Raw genomic sequence first — 19,101 nt, 5'->3', positions numbered from 1 at the left:
GCTTACCCGATTTCAGCCTCAAGCTTGCGTCCGCCAATCCATACTCCGCGCAGATTCAGTTCATCGTCCAGAAGCAGGATATCGCCGCGTTTGCCTGCCTCCAGCGACCCGATAGACCGCTGCATGCCAAGCGATACAGCAGGGGTAAGGCTGGCTGCCTGTGAAGCTTCCTGCAGGCTGAGTCCGATCTCCTGAACCAGGTAGCGGAAGCCGCGGATCATGGTCAGTGTACTACCGGCGAGCGACTCAGGATGTTCCTTCAGCGTGGCAATCCCGCCGCTGACAATAACGGGCAAATCGCCGATGGCATATTCCCCGTCGCTGAGTCCGGTCGCCGACATGGCGTCTGTGATCAGCAACAGGTTATGCCCGTTCTTGAGCCGGGCGATAATGCTGATCGCTGCCGGATGAACATGAATGCCGTCAGCAATCACCTCCGCGCGGATGCGCGGATCGAACAGGACGGCTCCTGCGGTCCCCGGTTTGCGGTGATGCAGCGGCGTCATGGCATTGAACATGTGCACAGCCTGGTTTAAGCCGGCATCTGCAGCGGCAATAACCTCTTCGAACGTGGCGTCCGTGTGGCCGAGCGCTGCCGTAATTCCATGCTTTCGCAGCCACTGGATGGCTTCCAGTGCGCCTTCGCGTTCCGGAGCCAGTGTAACCTGGCGGATCATCCCCGGATACCGGGCTTCCCATTCCTCCAGCCATAACGTATTGGCCGGGACAATATGCCCGGGATTCTGTGCTCCGGGCCATTTCGGGCTGATGAACGGCCCTTCCAGATGTACGCCTGCCAGCTGGGCATAAGGCATGCCGCCGTCAGCGTTACGATAAGCATTCACTTCAGACAGCACGCGGTCAATGTCAGCCTTGGCGGCAGTCATAGTTGTAGCCAGCATAGACGTTGTGCCTTGGGAAGCATGGAAGCGCGTAATGGTATCCAGTGAAGCGGCATCGCTGTACATGAAGTCATGACCTGCCCCCCCATGCACATGCACATCAACAAATCCGGGAATTAGCAGTCCTTCCGGCTCAGGTGAAGTTCCCGTCTGCCAGCTAGCATAGGCTGCCGGAAGCCAGGCGGCCTCTCCGGCATATTGGATCAGTCCCTCCAAGACGGCGATTACGCCCTTTTGGATGACTCCGTCAGGAGTAAGGACTTTGCCGTACAGCAGTTCACCGGTTGAACCGTTTATTTCAGCCATTTTGCTGCTCCTTCATCAAGCAGGACCACAACATTCGGATGGCTCTGCAGCAGCGAGGCGGGGCATTGGGTCGTGATTGGACCCTCCAGCGCATTTTTTACCGCTTCCGCCTTCTCTTCCCCACGCACCAGCAGCACAATCTGCTTGGCCTTGAGAATACCGCCGATACCCATCGTTACGGCCTGCCGGGGCACATCCTCCAGCTTGTCGAAGAAGCGGGCATTCGCTTCCAGTGTTTCCTCCAGCAGATCAACGACATGTGTGCCGCTGCTGAGGCTGGCATCCGGCTCATTGAAGCCGATATGGCCGTTGCTGCCGATGCCGAGAATCTGCAGGTCCACAGGACCGTTATCTTCCAGCATCCGGTCATAAGCCAGGCATTCGGCATCCAGATCCGGTGCATTTCCGTTAGGGACATGAGTGCGGGCAGGATCGATATCGATATGGTTGAACAGATGCTCATTCATGAAGCTGCGGTAGCTCTGCGGATGATCTACGGGCAGACCGACGTATTCATCAAGGTTATAGGAAGAGACTTTGGCGAAGCTCACAATGCCCTTGCGGTGCATTTCCACCAGCTTCGCGTACACGCCGACCGGAGAGCTTCCGGTAGCCAGACCCAGCACGGCCTTGGGATTGCTCTGCACCAGGCTGGCAATCAGGTTCGCCCCGGTTACTGCGAAATCTTCTTCGTTCTGGAATTTCAAAATATTCATTATGATTGTCCTCCCCGTTTATGACGGTAGTGTTGTACATTCAGATACGACTGCTCCAGCTTGGGAATGAAATCCCCGAACCGGGTGCTGACCATGCCGGTGAACAGAATATCGATAATATGCAGCTGTGCGATCCGTGAAGCCATATCACCGCGCCGCATACCCTGCTCAAGTGATGATGAGAACAGCGGGATATCGGCCAGTGTTGCCAGTGTGCTGCTTCCGTATGAGGTCAATGAGACTGTCGCTGCGCCGCTTGCCGCAGCACAGGTTAACGCATCGATCGTCTCCGGGGTTTCACCCGAATAAGAGACTGCAAACGCGACATCACCGGCAGCGAGCGAAGAAGCGGAAGTAATCTGCATATGCGAATCGGCAAAAGCCGTGCAGTTCACGCCGATGCGGATCAGCTTCTGATAGAAATCCTGGGCGACAATGGATGAGGTTGCCATCCCGTACAGATCGACCCGCCGTGCCCGGCAGAGCAGATCGATCACGCTCTGCAGCCGTCCGAGATCAAGCAGCGAGGTGGTATCCCGGATGGAGGCCAGATGATTAGCCTGCATCGCCTCGACAATGAACGGCAGCGGATTGCCGGCTACGATGTCCTGGTAAGAGGAGCCGCCGTCCTGCGGCGAAGCATCGCTGTGGGCGAGCTCAGCCGCCAGCTTGACTTTGAAATCAGGGAACCCTTTGAAATGCAGCACCTTGCAGAACCGTGTAATGGTTGCCGGGCTGATGCCGCACTCTTCGGCCAGATCCGTAATCCCCATATGGACAATTTCTCCCGGGGAAGCCAGTATGCGCTCCGCCAGCTTGCGTTCCATTTGCGACAGCTTGGGCTTGTCATGCTGCAGGGCATGCAGGATTGGAGACAAGTACTCACCTTCTTTTCTTTCGTTCTTTGTAATCCTGTAGTTTGTTTGTACTTATGTTGACGCTAAAGCTGACGCTGATTTCTGTGTTTTGTGGAATAGATGAACAGTCAATCTGAAATATTTCCTGAAATTATTTTAATTAACAAGGCGATAATAACGAAAATTATTTTCATACTCAGAATAAAACAAATCACCGAAGGATGCAATAGTGAGTTTGCCCTAAGGGGGCGGGAGACATGCCGGCTGGAAGTGTGTGATAGCTGAGGAGGTGCTTATTGGGGGCCGCCTGCCGGAACATGGATGCGATGCGGGATGTACCGTACCGGCTGCGGCTGGTGATGCGATTGGGAGGGTGTGTCTGTCGGGGACGTGTCTGCCAGTGATGTGATTGCTGGAAATGCGTATGGGGGAACGGCCCTCCGGAGATATGTCCGCCGAAGATGCGCTTGTTGGGGAACGTGTCCGCCGGAGGGAGCTGCTGGAAATGCACCTGCCGTAGACGCGCCTGCTATAGACGCGTCTGATGGAACCCATCTGCTGGAGATATGTCCGGCGAAGATGCGCTTGTTGGGGAACGGCCCTCCGGAGGGGGGGCCAGCTGGAAATGTGCCGATAAAGCATCTGCTGGGATACGTCCGTCCGCCGGGGAATTAGTTGGATTTTCGTCATTTAAACCAGTCCTATTCTGCTTTTTGATGGGTTTAAGTGGATTTATGTTACTTAATTCTATCCATATCTTCGTCGTTTGCTATTTGAGTAAAAATAAGTGTTGTTTTTCCAACTGTGATACTGTAAACAGGATTTCTTCCATTATTAGGTGACGTTTTTCCACTTAATTCTCCTTTGCAGGCTGGGTTTAACAGTCAGGGAGAGGCTGAAAGCGCATTTGAGCTAACAATGGCATCATAGGAAGGGCAAAAGGAAGAAGCAGATCGTGGCAGGGGACAGAGAGCAGGCGTTGGAAAGCAGAGAACAGACAACAAAGGGCAGAAAGGAGAAGCTGGGGTAAGAAATAAAGGTTAAAGGAGAGGGCAGAACAGATAATAGGAAGCAAAGGGCAGAAAATAGAGAAGAGAGAACAGAAGGCGGCGGGTAGAAGCTGGAGAGCAGTGAGCGGTGAGTAGGGAGCAGGGAGTAGAGGGGGACAATGAATATGGCGCTGGCAAAATAGAAGCTGCCATCTGCGTGTTTGAGGTCACTCACGCTGATGACAGCTGTATGTTAGTGTGTTTATTTGGTTAACCGGTTTGGTGTGCGCATTCTGCGGGAAGCTTGTCTGCCGCGCAGCAGCTCCCAGAGGATGAAAGCGAGAATGAGTATTTGCGGCACAAAGGTCTCCCAGGTCGGATACAGGCCGAGCCAGCCGATGGATGGGAGGCTGCTCTCCGCATGTGCCGGTATTTTGCCGGCTACCTGGAGCGCGTGGATGCTCTCACCAAGGAAGCGGAACACGAGATAATAGATCAGCACTGTGGCGGTGCGGAAGAAGGCCGCAATCGGCAGTCTGGCGCTCAGTGCAATGATTGCGTAGCCGAGAACGACCAGTACTGCAAGTGCGCCGCCAATCCCGAGCAGCAACTGGGAAGTAGCGATAGCAGGAGCCATGCCTGCATAGAAGATAGTTGTTTCCGCTCCTTCGCGCAGGATTGCCAGCGCAGCGATGAAGAACAGGTACCATAGATTGCCTTTGGCAAGCGCACCCTGCATCTGGCGGTCCACATACTTATTCCAGGCGGCCGTACTGGATTTACCATGCAGCCAGCGGCCGATGGTGAGCATCATGACCACGGCGACCAGACCGGCAATGCCTTCGATCAGCTCACGTGCTCCTCCGGAGGCTGCCTGCGAGATGGTATAGGTTAGCAACACGGCGATGCCGATGCTTCCGGCCAGCCCCACCGCAGCCCCGGACCAGACCCAGCGCCGGGCCGCGGGTTCTGCTTCTCTGCGCAGATAAGCGAGCAGAGCGGCGAGCACAAGAATCGCTTCGAGCCCCTCACGCAGCAGAATGAGTGCCGCATCCCACGCAGTATACGTCTGTTCTCCGGCCAGCGGAGTCAGCTCGGCGAGCATATTGTCCAGGATCTCCAGTGCCCCGGCAAGCTTTGGAGGATCGGAGAGCAGGTAGCCGGTGACGGCGGTGCTCTCATTCTCGATATTGGCATAGACTTTGGGCGAGGCAATCTGCACGGCGCCTTCTGCCGACGGCCAAGCTGTGATGAACTGCTCCATTACCGCGGCTGCTGCCGGACTGTCTCCGGCTTCGGCGGAGGCTGCAGCTTTGTTCAGGTAGCTGATCAGCCCTTCAATAGAGGCCGGTTCTGCTGGCGCACTACCCGTATCGACCGCCTTGCCCTCGCTGTAGCCGGACAGCAGCGCAACCAGCGCCTCGGCTTCCGCCAGCGCGGCTTCTTCGCGGAGCGGCTCAGCCTGCAGCGCAATGCGCAGCAGGCTCATCTTCGTCTCCAGCAGGCCGTAGACGGCGGGATTGTCCCCCCGGATGCCGCGCTCCGCCGGCGTCCAGCCGTTCACGACGGCGCGGTAGGCTTCCGCCGCCGCCGTCCAGTCGGCGCTGCGCGCCGCATCCCGCGTGCGCTCCGCCGCGGGCAGCAGCTTCGCCGCCGCTGCGCGCCCGGCGGCGCCTGAGTCACCGCCGCCCCCGCCTGCGGCGGCGGTGACGTACGCGTCCACGCTTCTGGCGAGCGTGGACAAGGCGGCCTTGGCGGGCGCTCCGCCGCCGGCCGCAAGGGCTTGCGCCGCGGCTGCCAGCGCGGCGTCGACTTCAGCTGCCGGACCGGCGAGTGCCGGGTCCGGCGTGCCTTCGTTCGCGCTGCGCCACAGCGCCGCGAACGATTCCACATCGGCCGCCGCCGCATCCCAGCGGCTCTGGCCGGACTCTACCAGCGCGCTGCCTACAGGCGGCAGCAGCTCATCGAGCGGCGCGCCTGACGCAGAAGCCGGCGCGCCGGGCAGCAGCAGAAGCAGGCAGATCAGCAGCAGCGCTGCCCGGATCTGCCGCCATGGACTGATTTTAACCGTTATGATCATCGGGATCATTCCCTTCGCGAATAGGCATGCTATTATCTTTCCTCTATAGAAGGCGGACTTAAGTGTTGCGTCTGAAGCGTGGTTGTCACTGTAGTGAACATTGGGACTTCGGGGCGGCAGTAACTGTTGTACCTGATTCTCCGCTAACAATCCTGCACGAAATACAACATTTCTTTTGAAATATCGCCCCTAAACTAAAATTGTTGTATGAAATGCAGCATTCCACCGGTTCCAGGCTGGTAAACGAAGCGATTGTTGTATTTCATACAACAATCCGTCCAATTAGGCAGGAAACTAGTTATTCGAGTTGTACCCAGTGCAACATTTTGCCTGATTCCGTTTGCCGCCGTGCCAGCTGCCAGCCGCCCCTCCATTTACTCAATCCCGCCGATACTCCGTTTCTTTCCGCAATTTCCCTGTCACACATCCTGTTCTCTAATCTCCAGTCTGCTCCGGATTATTTGTTCTTGATCGTTCGTCCCACAACTCGTTCATCCCGCAATTTCCGCGACGCACTTTCCTGTTCTCAAATCTCCAGTCTGCTCCGGATTATTTGTCCCTGAACATCCGTTCCATATCGTTCATCCCGCTGATTCTGGTCACACTGCGCAGCCCTACGAACCCGGATATATCCAGCGCCGAATTCAGCGTCATTTCCTCACGCTGAATCCGGACTTAGCTATATCTGCCGTCACCCCAGCAGCGTCTCCCCGATATAACCACCTTCCCGTACTCCGGGGAAGCAGGCAAATACGGCGCTGCCGGTATGGACCATATATTCATTCAGCCGGTCATTCTTCGAGAGGCGCTGCTGAATGCTCACGAACTGCTTCACCAGATCCTTCTGGAAGCTGATGAAGACCAGCCCTGCATCCAGCTGTCCGGTTTTGAGATCCATGCCGCTGGAATAGGAGTAGGAGCGGCGCAGCATTTTGACTGAACCGTCCCCATGGGCGAGGGCCGAATGGGAATCCGGCGGAATGACAGGCTTGCCGCTGGCATCCGCCGCCTCCAGATTGAGCTCGGCGAATTCATCCCGCGCTCCAATCGGAGCGCCGCTCTGCCGGTGACGCCCGAACGTTGCTTCCTGATCGCTGAGGGTAGAGCGGTCCCAGACCTCAATACGAAAGCGAACACGGCGCAGCGCGAGATACGTGCCGCCATTCATCCAGGCTGGGCCATCGCCGCTTCCGCTCCAGACGACACTTCGCATCTCGGCGTCATCGGTGACGTCGGGATTACCCGTGCCGTCCTTGAAGCCGAGCAGATTACGCGGTGTGCCGCCTGCCGGGTCGGCGCTGCCGGTGCGCTGGAAGCCCTCCTGCGTCCAGCGCAGCACGGCTGTGCCCCGGGCGATGCGGGCCAGATTGCGGATGGCATGGAACGCCACCTGCAGATCGTCGGCGCAGGCCTGCACACAGAGATCGCCGCCGCACCACTGCGGCTCCAGGCTGTCTCCCGTGAATGCCGGGAGATCGGTGAAGGAGGCCGGCCGTTTCGCAGCCAGTCCGAACCGGCTGTCAAAGAAGGCAGGACCCGCCCCGAAGGTAAGCGTACATTTGGAGGGGGTAAGACCATCGGCCTCGCCTGTGTCGGCAGGCGGAAGATTGGGATTGTCGTTCACGCTGCCGATCAGCGTACCGGCAGTAAGGGCAGCGGCGGCGGTGGTCCAGGCCTCCAGCAGTTTTTTGACCTCGCTGAGCTTGGTTGTTGTCAGATCAAACGAGGCGAAGCACAGGAAATTCTGCGCAGGCGTAATGATTCCCGCCTGATGATTCCCGTAGAATGGAATAATGTCCGCTCCCGCGTGTTGCGGGGAAGAGAGTGCCTGTCCCGGCTGCCCGGCTGCTTTGCGTGCCGCCAGAATGCTGCCTACCCCGCCGCCGCCGAGCAGCAGGCCGAGTCCGGAGGCGCCAGTAAGCCGCAGCATATCGCGGCGGCTTAGTTTTTTATCGAATAATAGCTGATCTTTAGAAGCATCCTTGGAGAGAACGCTCTCTGTCGCGGGAGTTTCCCGGGAAGTCCTGTCTTTCTTTTTCATACCGTCACACTCCCAGAATAGTTCCCATGTTGGATAGAGGCTCAGCTAAGGCGTCCAGATTCTGGCTTAACGTCCGGACCTCAGCTTCTTTCAGCGTTTCGTAGGAAACGTAGCCGTCACCGGATTTGAACGGTGCCAGCTCATTCAGCAGTGCGGTGAACCGCTCGCCGATCGTTTGCTCCAGCTCAGGGTCTTTTTTGGCCAGCTCGGGTTTCAGCAGCTCATAGATCTTCTGGGCACCTTCTACATTGGCGACAAAATCATACAAATCCGTGTGTGAATAACGTTCCTCTTCACCGGTTACTTTGGAGGAGGATACTTCATTCAGCAGCTCCACAGCTCCGGTAACGAGCAGGTTGGCGTCAATCTCAGCGGTTTCCACCTTGGCGCGCAGCAGCTGCGCATCCTTCAGTAAACGGTCCGCGACATCAGTCATTCCATCTGTGGTATTGTTCTGCCAGAGGGCCTGTTCAATCTTATGGAAGCCGCGCCAGTCCGCAGCGTCAACATCGTTCTCGCGAGCATCAATATTGGGGTCCAGATCTCCAAGCGCTTCAGCAATGGGCTCAATCCGTTCATAATACATGCGTGCCGGAGCATACAGCGCCTTGGCGTCTTCAAGCTTGCCTGCTTTCACCGCATTGGTGAAGCCTTCGGTCTGTTTCACGAATTCGTCGCATTGTTCAATTACATATTTCCGGTACTCGTCGATGGCCGTGGTGAAATCCGCCGTAACGCCAGCAGCAGTTGAATCTGCAGTTGCGGCAGGTGTTCCGGTTGACACATTGCCCGTCTGGGCTGCGGCATTATTCCCGGAGGTATTGCTGTTATTGCCGTTGTTGCCATTATTATTGTTATCATTGCTTGCACAGCCGGCAAACAGGAGGGAAGCCGCAAGCAAACCCGCGGGTACTGCATAACCTATCTTCATTCTGTTGGACACCCCTTTTGTTTATGTAAATGATAATCGTTATCAATGATGGACCTATCATAAATCTCCATCCAGTACCTGTCAATAAAAATGTGATAATTATCATATCCGTGCTGACTCACACAAATAAAACACCAAAAACGCCTCCCGACAGGCGGAAGACGCAGTTTAATTTTTTGAGTATATAGGAATATATACTTTTTCATATGATAACTTATCCTTCAAGTTCCCCTGAAACGGTACCGTCCTTTAAACAGACAGCATAGCTGTTTCTACTTGATGCCTGCACGAAATACAACAATTTACTCATAAAAACGGCCGAACTCAAGAATTGTTGTAGAAAAGGCAGCAATTCCTCTTGTTCCAGCAGAAGATCGGGGGAATTCCTGTATTCCGTACAACATTCCTCCCGGACACCCGGGTATTCATGAACCGGAGTTGCACTACGTACAACATCATGCTTTTACAAGCTGAAGCAAAACTTAATTATCTTACTCTAAGCTCGCTCTGTTGCCGGGTCCCAGAGTCAACAGCGTAAACCCGGGCGGAATGCCTGGTATACGCAATGTTTTTTAAACGTTCCGCCACATTGAAGTTTATAGCATTCGTGACAGCGCTGGATTAACTCAGCACGAATTATTCCGCGTACCTGCCGGCAATAGACCGTTTGGTTAGGAAACAAGCAGTGATCGCAGATTACTTATTCTACACCGTGGACCGCTCAATAATCCGGTAATCCAGCTTGCGGTAGACCGGATCAGGGTTGTCTGAGCTAATCTGCTCATGAATAATACGGAAGGCGGATGCACCCATCTCATACAGGTGGTTATCTATGGTGGTGATCTCCAGCAACCGGCCGATCGGCTGGTTATCGAAGCCCATGACAGCGAGGTCTCCGGGGATACTAAGACCGGCTTTGCGCGCCTCAATCATCAGTCCGGCTGCCACATGATCTCCGGTAATAATCATGGCTTCAGGCCGCTTCGGCATCTCCAGCAGCGACCGTGCCACGGCCGCTCCGTCTTCTTCCGTCGTGCAGTCATAGATCATCCATTCCTCCTGAAAAACCAGCTTGTGCTCAGCAATGAATTCGCGAAAAGCGGTCTGCCGGATAGAGGCGCTGCTGCCATTCTGCCTGCCTTCGCAATAGCCGATGGTGCGGTACCCTTTGCCCTTCAAATACTGCAGCCCCTGCTTGAAAGCCGCATAATGCTCAATATATACAGAGGAATAACGGCGCTGCCCGCTGTCCTGGCAGGTTACAACCGGACCGTACGCGGTATACTCCTCAATCAACTCAGGCTTCAGCGCAGTCGATACAATGACCACACCATCAATTTCTTTATTGCGCAGCATCTCCAGCACTTTAATCTCTTCATCTGCCAAATAATTGCTCTGGCACAGGATCAGCCGGTATTGCGCGAGCAGTGCCTCATGGGCAAGACCATTCATAATAATCGAGAAATAAAAAGCATTGATATACGGAAGAATCACCGCCACTGTACCGGTACGTCCGGTAATCAGGTGGACGGCGTTCATATTGCGGGTGTAGTTTAACTGCTCAATCGTATCGAGGACGGCGGCTCTTTTGTCTTTGCTGACATAAGGATGATTATTCAGCACCCGCGAGACGGTCGTTACGGAAACTCCGGCAATCCGGGCGATTTCTTTAATATTAGCCATGGCGTATGCTGCCCCCCGAGTCAGAATTGGAATGGTTTTATTTTACCATAGAAATTTTCACATTTTCGCATATAAAAAAGCTTGCTATGGAATCCATTTCATAAATTACACTGGGGTTGTTAGCAGCCTTACCGGATTAAGCCGGCGTGACCGAAAGGGCGTGACGGACCGGTAAAGTTTGCGGCGTAACGCTGCGGGCGGACGGATTCACAGCAACATTTTTTTGCCTAAGCATTACTTAGCAGCGTGTTTTCTATAGACTTTGCCCCAACGGATGACGCCCTTAACGATAGGAGCTGAAGCCGTTTTTATTATGCGTTTTGGTCAGGAATGCCAGGGTTGTCCCCGATCCGCGTCTGTCCCCGCCCAAATTAATGCTGCAACAGCACCATTAACTGCCCCCCTACATAGTATGGTTTGACTGTATCCCTTTACCTTGTTATACCAAACAAACCCAGAGCAAGGAGGGGTGACACCATTGAAAGGGAACGAACATCATAGCAAATTTCTGTTGACGCATCGTGAGCGCGAAGTATTCGAGCTTCTAGTGCAGGACAAAACTACACGGGATATTGCAGGACTGTTATTCATTAGCGAAAAAACCGTCCGCAACCACATTTCCAACGTCATGCAAAAATTAAACGTAAAAGGCCGTTCGCAAGCGGTTGTCGAGCTGATCAAGCTTGGGGAGCTGAAAATATAGCTGCCGTGCTTCAGAGGTGACGCGTTTAAGCCTTCTCTTATCCTTTGGGGTGAGGGGAGGTTTTTTGTTTCAGTTATAAGTGAACTGTGAATAAAATACAAATAGACCAAGCGATTGCTGTCCCTTGAGGGTAAGCGTTGCCCGGTCTATTTCTCAAACTTAATAATCATGGTTTCAAAATCCACCTTGCATTTGGCTCTCATCATAAAATCAATACCAATAATTCCGTCAAAGCCATAAGGCTCTTGAATCGAACCAAGCTGAAGCTGGTAATCTGCTTCTCATAACAAATTTCACTCTTTCCCCATACTCCATACATCCGCTGGCTCGCCCATTTATATAAAATCGATGTGGATACCTATTGCAGCTAATGCATCGGAGTCAAAAGCGGTTGCCGTACTCCTGAGAAGAATTCCTCTACCACTTCAACATCGCTTCTGCTCGTATGGAAAACATACAGCTCACGAGTCGGATGTAGCTTATGCATCTCTTTATAACCGGTCCATGCCTCCTCGGATTTATCGTAGTCTTGAATGACTGCCATATCCTCTAATTGGCGTACACGGTTGCTGAAGCTTGCCTTGATTGCTTCCACCAGTACAAAGCGGCTTGGGTGCAATTTCGTAATCTCTCCCCATTTCATCGGCTTCACCTCGCTTGGATTATCACATTTTTAGTATAGCATAGATGTTTAAGGATGACGGAAGTGAGTGCGGTGATTGTCATTGTAACTGATCTCCATTTTATAGATTGACGGATATTGGGAATGGTTGTATATTCGTATTAAAGTATAAACCTTTAAACTTAAAGAACGGTTTTGAAGTTTTGGATAAAGAGAAAACTCACATCTAATGTTCGATTTTCAGTTATAATGCAGTTTTTGCGAGAGGAGTTACTCTTTTTTATTTCTCTAAAAGTTAAATCGATTAAACTTTTGAACTTGGAGGCATAGATACTTAAATGAACATTCATGATGTAGCCAAGAAGTCGGGGCTCTCTGTAGTGACCGTATCCAGAGTTCTAAACAATTCACCCTCTGTACGTGAGGGCAACCGCCAGAAAGTGCTGAGTGCGATTGAGGAGTTGAATTATCAGCCCAATTCAGCAGCGCGTAGTCTGGTTCGCGGCAAGACTGGAGTCATTGGGATGTCGATTACCAACTTTAACGACTCTTTCTATGACCGCGTGATTCGCGTGGTGAACCGGAAGCTGGCAGAGCAAGGGTACTTCCTGGCCTTGTCTATAGCTGAGAATGAGGATGACGGTGTGAACTTCCTGTTTCAGAAGGACCGCGTGGACGGAATTATCCTGTTATCTCCGCTTGAGGAGAAGGAATACGTGGAGGAGCTGAAACGAAAAAACATTCCGGTTGTCCTGCTGGATAACCAGTTTCAGCATGAGGATGTTCCGAGTGTACTCGTTGATAACTATCAGGGAGGGTATGAGGCTACTAAGCATTTGATTGGTCTTGGGCATACCCGGATCGCCTATATCGGCGGCCCTTCGGTGTTTCTGAGTGTAACGGAGCGCAAACGGGGGTATGTCCAGGCGCTGGATGAAGCGGGGCTAACGCCCTTCGGCACAGAATATTGCGGATTTACGGTAAGCAGCGGTTATGAGGTAGCGAAGAGATGGATTCGCGAGGATAAGCTGCCGACAGCCATCTTTTCGGGAGACGACTTTATTGCGCTCGGGGTTGTTCAAGCCCTGCGTGAGGAAGGAATTCTGGTACCGCAGGATATCTCCGTGGTCGGCTTTGATGATCAGCAGTTCGTAGGGGAATTCTACCCGCGGCTCACGACAGTCAGGCAGCCCGAGGCGCAAATGGGCAATATAGGCGTTGAATTACTGCTGAAACTGATCAACGGGGAGGTGACGCAGCCCGCTGTAACGAAGCTCGCTCCTCAGCTGCTCATTCGTGAATCCACCGCATCTGTCAGATTAACTTGAATTATAGGAGTGAATCATCTGTGAAGTATTTTTTGGGAGTGGATGCAGGTGGAAGTAAGACCTGCGCAATGATTGCAGACGAACAGGGGAAGGTCATAGGTGCAGGCAAAAGCGGGAACGGGAATCATCAGCTGGGCCGTGAGCAGGCGGCGGACAGCTTGCACCAGGCCGTATCGGAAGCCATTACGGCTTCAGGGCTGACCCGGGATCAGCTGGATTACTCCTGGTTCGGACTGGCGGGAGCGGACAGAGAGGCTGATTTTAGAATTTTGCGGCCGATCATCGGCAGCCTTGGCCTTCCCCGGACGGAGATTTCCTGCGATACCTGGAATGCGCTGCGGTCAGGTACAGAGAAGAACTATGGGATCGTGCTGATTTGCGGATCGGGCGTGAACTGCAGTGGGAAAAATCCGTCTGGTGCTACCTACCAATGCGGTGGTTTCGGCTACCGGTTCGGAGATTTCGGCGGCGGCTATGATCTGAGTATGGAGGTATTCCGCAGCGTCCTCAGGGCGGATGACGGAAGAGAAATGGAGACAGTGCTTAGCAAAGGCTTAACTCAATTGCTGGGCTATACCACCGTTTCAGAGTTAAGAGAGGATTACCTCGATCATTTCAGAGACCTGCCTCCCCAAATTGCCGAGCTGTTGTTTCAAGCGGCAGAGGAGGGGGACCCCGTTGCCACCGGGCTTCTGGTCAAGCAAGGGGATGAGCTGGGTTTGGCTGCGGCGTCGGCCATCCGCCGGTTGGCCATGGAGGAGGACATCTTCGATATCGTGCTTGCAGGCAGCCTGCTGACCAAGGGAGACCGCTCAGGCATCATCCGGCGGGCCATTGAGCGAAGAGTGAAGCTGGCGGCTCCGAATGGCACTTTAAGGATTCTAACCCGTGAACCGGTTGTAGGATCGGTCATTCTGGCAATGGAAAGCAGCGGTGTGCATGTGAATCAGGAGGTTCTTGATCATCTATCAGAGGGTAAGGAGGGACAATTGTCATGGAGGAAACATTGAAGCTGGTTGTCATCGGAGCGGGGTCATCGTATACACCTGAATTAATTGAAGGGATCATCCTGCATCACCAGGAGCTTCCCATCCGCGAAATATGGCTGGTGGATATTGAGGAGGGCAGGGAGAAGCTGCATACGATTGCGGAGCTGAGCAAGCGCATGATTGCTGAGTCCGGACTGCCGATTACTGTAGTAGAGACGCTTGAGCGCAGGGAAGCTATTGCCGGAGCGGACTTTGTCTGCACGCAGATCCGGGTGGGTATGCTGGAAGCGCGCAAATGGGACGAAAGGATTCCGCTTCAATACAGTGTCATCGGCCAGGAGACAACCGGTCCCGGAGGAATGATGAAAGGCCTGCGGACCATCCCGGTTATTCTGGATATTTGCAGGGACATCGAGGAGCTGGCCCCGGATGCCTGGCTGCTGAATTTCACGAATCCGGCCGGAATGGTGACTGAAGCTGTCCACAAGTATTCATCGGTCAAAAGCGTAGGCCTGTGCAACTCGCCGATCGGTTTCCAAAAGTGGCTCTCCGGGTTCTTCGGACTTCCCATGGAGAAGATCTATGCCGAGTTTGTCGGCATCAACCATCTGCACTGGGTATCCGATGTCGTAATTGACGGGAAGAGCAAGCTGCAGGAGCTTATTGATTACCCCGAGAGCTATAAGGCAGGCAATGTGCCGTTTGATGCCTGGGACCACCGGTTTCTGAATAGTTTGCAGGCTATTCCTTCGTATTACTTGAGCTATTACTATATGACAGACGAGATGCTGGCGGAACAGAAGGAAGCAGCGGCAACGACCGGATCACGCGCTGAAGTTGTGAAGAAGGTGGAGGAAGAGTTGTTTGAGCTGTACCGGAACATAGAGCTGAAGGAGAAGCCGAAGCAGCTGGAACAGCGCGGCGGAGCCTATTACTCGGAGGCGGCAGTGCTGCTGATGCGCTCCATTCATAATGATTCCCGCGATATCCAGACGCTGAATGTAAGGAATAACGGAATTATTGACTTCCTGCCGGACGATGCCTCCATTGAGGTGAACTGTGTGGTCACCAAGCAGGGTCCGCTGCCGATTCCTCTGCGCAGAGTTCCTCAGTCCGTCAGAGGCCTGCTGGCTGCGGTCAAGCAGTATGAGAGTCTCACCATCGAGGCGGCTGTTCACGGAGACCGGGGTGTGGCTCTGCAGGCTATGGTCCATCATCCGCTCATGCCATCAGTCACCGTAGCTGAACAGCTGCTGGATGAAATGCTGGAGAAGAACAAACCGTATTTACCGTTATTTCACTAGAATCGTCCAGAGGAGGTAAAGCGGATGAACACGGCCGGAAAAGCGAGCAGGTGGAAGAGATTTACCAGTCAGTTGGATTTGCAGTCCATGGTTTGGCCGGGCATTATCTTTGTATTCATTTTTAGCTATATTCCTATGTATGGCGTGGTGATGGCGTTCCAGCAATACGATATTTTTAGCGGCATGATGAAGAGCCCCTGGGTTGGACTTATGCAATTCAGAATGTTCTTCGAAGCCCCGGAGTTCTGGAATGTGATGCGAAATACGATTGTGATTAGCCTGCTTAAATTGATTATCTCTTTTCCAGCCCCGATTCTGCTTGCGCTGATGCTGAATGAAGTCGGTCATATGGGCTTTAAACGCGTGATCCAGACCGTCAGCTATCTGCCTTATTTCCTGTCCTGGGTTATTGTATCCGGTTTCGTATTTTCGCTGCTATCCGTAGATAACGGAACGGTGAACTATGTGCTGGAGCGGTTCAATCTGGCCGGGGAGCCCATTAACTTCCTGGCGGTACCCAAGTACTTCTGGTCCATTCTGGTAAGTGTAAATGTATGGAAGGAAGTCGGGTTTGGGAGCATTGTCTATCTGGCTGCGATAGCAGGTATTGATCCGACCCTATATGAGGCCGCTTCTATAGACGGAGCAAGCAGGTTTAAGCAAATTCACCTGATTACACTCCCCAGCATTACCCCTATTATTGTCATCTTTATGATTCTTGCCATCGGCAGTCTGCTCAGTGCGGGCTTCGAGGACATTCTGCTGCTGGCAACCAATCCGATCCTGCGCCCCTACTCCGATGTTATCGACACCTATGTATACCGTGTTGGGATATTAAATGCCAGATTCTCTTATGCGACAGCTGTAGGGCTGTTCAAAGCGGTAATCAGTATCATTCTGCTGGTGACGGCCAACACAATCGCCCGCCGGGCAAATGTTAGTCTCTGGTAGGTACTACTACTCTTAGCGAATGCTTCTGTGTGCAAGTTTTACTGCGGTGTATCGACTATGAGTAATGCTCCATAAACCTTGTAGGAGGGGTGAACAATGAGACTAAGCCTGGGCGACAAAGTGATGCAGCGGACTATTTATATCCTTTTGACACTGCTGGCGCTACTCATGCTGTACCCGTTTTGGAACGCGTTAGTCATTTCTTTTAATCTGGGCAGTGATACGGCGCTCGGCGGTGTAACCCTGTTGCCAAGAGCATTTACCCTGGAGAATTATTATATTGTGTTTCAGGATGACCGCCTGCTGAATTCTTTTCTGATCACCATTCTTAGAACGCTCATCGGCACAGCATTATCCGTTTTCTTCACCGCCCTGTTAGCCTACGGAATGTCCAAGAAGACTTTGCTTTTCCGCAAACAATATATGGTGTTTTTCATGATTACGATGTTCTTCAGCGGAGGGCTCATCCCCAGTTACTTACTAATTCGCTCTTTGGGCATGCTGGACACCTTTTGGGTTCTGATTATCCCCGGCATCATCAGTGTCTGGAACATGATTGTCGTCCGCACCTTCTTCAGCGCATTGCCGGAGGGACTGGAGGAATCAGCCAAAATCGACGGCAGCAGCAACTACGGCATTTTCTTCCGGATCGTGATTCCCGTCTCCGGCCCGGTTCTGGCCACGATATCTTTATTCACCGCAGTAAGTTACTGGAACGATTGGTTTACGGGAGCGATCTATATCACCAAGGATCACTTGCTTCCTATACAGACGCTGCTGCGGCAGGTGATGAACTCCAACATTATGACCCAGATTGGCTCCTCGAATGCGATCGCGCTGGATCATATGAACCGGAACCGGACGATTACCACGAAGTCACTGACTATGGCTACGATGATGGTCGCTACCCTTCCGATTATCCTGACGTACCCTTTTCTCCAAAAGTACTTTGTGAAGGGCGTAATGATCGGTTCATTGAAAGAATAGCAGTGTCCATATTACGTAGAAAGAAGGGAAAAGAATGCGTAAACGCCTGAAATGGATAGCTTTGTTGCTGACTTCGCTGGTGCTTCTGCTCACGGCCTGCAGCGGAGGTGGGAATTCTGACGCTTCGCAGAACAATCTGAATACAGGGGCCGGCACAGAGGACGGCAGCGGGATCAAGCCCGTTACCTTCAGCTTTTATGGAAACTACGATTGGCTTACGACCTCACCCTGGGGGGAGAACGAGGCGACGAGGTGGATTCAGGAGAACCGCAAGGTTACGGTTGAACCAATACAATCCGGAGGAGCAGCTGGAGAAAAGCTCAACACGATGATCGTCGGCGGTGATTTGCCGGATGTTATTTTTACGGACCGGGGGTCCTCAGTAGAACGGCTGGTGCAGGCAGGGCAGCTTGTTGCACTGGATGATTACTATGAGAAATATCCGAACTTCAAGAAATATGTCAAAGAATCCACCCTGAATCTGCTCCGTTCAGATGACGGGCAAATCTATCAAATCCCGAACTGGTATACCTCCGGGCAATTCGGCAACGGCGGGTGGATGGTGAATAAGGATATTTATAACGCACTCGGCAGACCGGCGCTGGAGACCTTTGATGACTTATATCAGTATTTGCTCATGGTGCAAGACAAGTACCCGGATGTAGTCCCTCTGGAGGTTGGGGAGAAGGGTGCAGGTCTGGAAATTATGTATGGCGGTTTCAGGGAGAACTCCACCAGCAAGTTCGTTACACTCATGGGGCATCCGGAGGGCGACAAGCTGACATCTATCCTGGACGATCCCGCTTACGAGGAGATGGTGCTGTATATCAATAAGCTGTACCGTGAACGGCTGATTACACAGGATGCGCTGCAGCAAACCCAGGATGCGGTCAAGGAAAAGGTCAATACCGGCCGGGTAGCGGTCATGGTTGAATCCAATATCACTACGTATGGAGCCGAGGGGCACCGGGCATTGACAGCAAGCCATCCGGACAGCGGTTATGAGATTATTTGGCCGATCCATAAAGCCGGTATAGATAAGACCAAAGTATTTGTAAGCGGCTTTGAGACGCTGGGCTGGAACGTCAGTGTTATTACGAAAAAGGCCAAGGACCCGGAGGCTATCTTCGCTTACTTTGACTGGATTACGGGTCCGGAGGGACAAAAGGTGCTGTTCTTCGGCCCTAAGGGCTTATACTGGGATGAAGAGGACGCGGATGGAGCGCCCATCCCGAACGAGAAATACAAGACCACTCCTGCTAACGAGCGTACGGATACGATGAGAAAATTCGAGGACTTTAACTGGGCGGGAAATACGACCTTCATTGATACTGCGAAAATGAGCCTCGAGGCGCTGCTCTCGGCGAACCAGAAATCATGGGAGACCGTAGCGCAGTCCACGGTGACCTGGAAAACCGCGCTGGACATTACGGAATTTGTAAATACCGATCCGCTTCCCGATACGGAGACCGGCATCATCGCACAGAATGTCGCGGATATCTATACCCTTGCTTACGCCCAGATGGTTCAGGCGAAGTCGGATGAAGAGGTACTGGCGGCACTGGAGACGGCTAAGAAGAACACTGCAAAGGCAGGGCTGGATAAGCTGCTTGAGTTCAGAACTGAAAAGTGGCAGGAGAATGTTAAGAAAATCAACGCTACGAAATAACTCTTGTTAGAAGTTCAATAAGACTATGATGTGGAGGCGAGAT

The 19,101-nt window shown here is 53.0% G+C and carries 15 protein-coding genes; 7 read left to right on the top strand and 8 right to left on the bottom strand.

Features of this window, described 5'->3' with window-relative positions:
* Positions 1-2: 2 nt before the first annotated feature.
* From nagA to P40081_RS29810, 7 genes are all read right to left on the bottom strand, one after another.
* On the bottom strand, positions 3-1,208 hold the full coding sequence (gene nagA, locus P40081_RS29845) for an N-acetylglucosamine-6-phosphate deacetylase (protein ID WP_042139741.1): 1,206 nt from the start codon (positions 1,206-1,208) through the stop codon (positions 3-5).
* Positions 1,196-1,924 carry a glucosamine-6-phosphate deaminase gene (gene nagB, locus P40081_RS29840; protein WP_042141601.1) on the bottom strand — a complete coding sequence of 243 codons (729 nt, stop codon included), beginning with the start codon at positions 1,922-1,924 and terminating at the stop codon, positions 1,196-1,198. Before nagB ends, nagA begins: the two co-directional genes overlap by 13 nt.
* Entirely contained in the window at positions 1,924-2,802 is an 879-nt protein-coding gene (locus P40081_RS29835; protein ID WP_042139740.1) for a MurR/RpiR family transcriptional regulator, read from the bottom strand. The genes nagB and P40081_RS29835 overlap by 1 nt, the downstream gene beginning before the upstream one ends.
* Before the next feature lie 1,230 nt (positions 2,803-4,032).
* Positions 4,033-5,850, bottom strand: coding sequence for an FTR1 family iron permease (locus tag P40081_RS29830; RefSeq protein WP_231575218.1), 1,818 nt, complete (start codon positions 5,848-5,850; stop codon positions 4,033-4,035).
* A gap of 691 nt (positions 5,851-6,541) precedes the next feature.
* The gene (efeB, locus tag P40081_RS29825; protein ID WP_042139739.1) at positions 6,542-7,891 is read right to left on the bottom strand and encodes an iron uptake transporter deferrochelatase/peroxidase subunit; all 1,350 of its coding nucleotides are present in this window, start codon (positions 7,889-7,891) and stop codon (positions 6,542-6,544) included.
* A 4-nt stretch (positions 7,892-7,895) separates the two neighbouring features.
* Positions 7,896-8,822, bottom strand: a complete 927-nt coding sequence (gene efeO / locus P40081_RS29820) for an iron uptake system protein EfeO (protein ID WP_042139738.1) — start codon at positions 8,820-8,822, stop codon at positions 7,896-7,898.
* 705 nt (positions 8,823-9,527) lie between these two features.
* Positions 9,528-10,505 (bottom strand): LacI family DNA-binding transcriptional regulator, encoded by a 978-nt coding sequence (locus P40081_RS29810; RefSeq protein WP_042139736.1) that lies wholly within the window; start codon positions 10,503-10,505, stop codon positions 9,528-9,530.
* A 478-nt stretch (positions 10,506-10,983) separates the two neighbouring features.
* On the opposite strand from P40081_RS29810, the gene P40081_RS29805 reads away from it, so the two are divergent.
* Positions 10,984-11,208 carry a helix-turn-helix domain-containing protein gene (locus P40081_RS29805; RefSeq protein WP_019908812.1) on the top strand — a complete coding sequence of 75 codons (225 nt, stop codon included), beginning with the start codon at positions 10,984-10,986 and terminating at the stop codon, positions 11,206-11,208.
* A 367-nt stretch (positions 11,209-11,575) separates the two neighbouring features.
* On the opposite strand, the gene P40081_RS29800 is transcribed toward P40081_RS29805, so the two are convergent.
* Positions 11,576-11,851 carry a hypothetical protein gene (locus P40081_RS29800; protein WP_042139735.1) on the bottom strand — a complete coding sequence of 92 codons (276 nt, stop codon included), beginning with the start codon at positions 11,849-11,851 and terminating at the stop codon, positions 11,576-11,578.
* Between the two features lie 317 nt (positions 11,852-12,168).
* Between P40081_RS29800 and P40081_RS29795 the strand changes: the two genes are divergently transcribed.
* The 6 genes from P40081_RS29795 (at position 12,169) to P40081_RS29770 (ending at position 19,058) form a co-directional block, all read left to right on the top strand.
* The gene (locus P40081_RS29795; RefSeq protein ID WP_042139734.1) at positions 12,169-13,158 is read left to right on the top strand and encodes a LacI family DNA-binding transcriptional regulator; all 990 of its coding nucleotides are present in this window, start codon (positions 12,169-12,171) and stop codon (positions 13,156-13,158) included.
* A gap of 20 nt (positions 13,159-13,178) precedes the next feature.
* Positions 13,179-14,168: an N-acetylglucosamine kinase gene (locus tag P40081_RS29790; protein ID WP_042139733.1), complete on the top strand. Its 990-nt coding sequence runs from the start codon at positions 13,179-13,181 to the stop codon at positions 14,166-14,168.
* A complete protein-coding gene (locus tag P40081_RS29785; RefSeq protein ID WP_042139732.1) occupies positions 14,153-15,451 on the top strand; it encodes a 6-phospho-beta-glucosidase in 1,299 nt (432 codons plus the stop codon). The genes P40081_RS29790 and P40081_RS29785 overlap by 16 nt, the downstream gene beginning before the upstream one ends.
* Positions 15,452-15,475: 24 nt before the next feature.
* Complete coding sequence (locus P40081_RS29780) at positions 15,476-16,402, top strand: ABC transporter permease (RefSeq protein WP_042139731.1); 927 nt, start codon at positions 15,476-15,478, stop codon at positions 16,400-16,402.
* A gap of 96 nt (positions 16,403-16,498) precedes the next feature.
* The gene (locus tag P40081_RS29775; RefSeq protein WP_042139730.1) at positions 16,499-17,389 is read left to right on the top strand and encodes a carbohydrate ABC transporter permease; all 891 of its coding nucleotides are present in this window, start codon (positions 16,499-16,501) and stop codon (positions 17,387-17,389) included.
* Between the two features lie 34 nt (positions 17,390-17,423).
* The gene (locus P40081_RS29770; RefSeq protein WP_042139729.1) at positions 17,424-19,058 is read left to right on the top strand and encodes an extracellular solute-binding protein; all 1,635 of its coding nucleotides are present in this window, start codon (positions 17,424-17,426) and stop codon (positions 19,056-19,058) included.
* Positions 19,059-19,101: the final 43 nt, after the last annotated feature.

Source organism: Paenibacillus sp. FSL P4-0081 (assembly GCF_000758565.1).
In the GTDB taxonomy this organism is placed as follows: domain Bacteria; phylum Bacillota; class Bacilli; order Paenibacillales; family Paenibacillaceae; genus Paenibacillus_AQ; species Paenibacillus_AQ phytohabitans.
The sequence above is the reverse complement of the archived record's forward strand: the minus strand, read 5'-3'. Positions and strand labels throughout refer to the sequence as shown.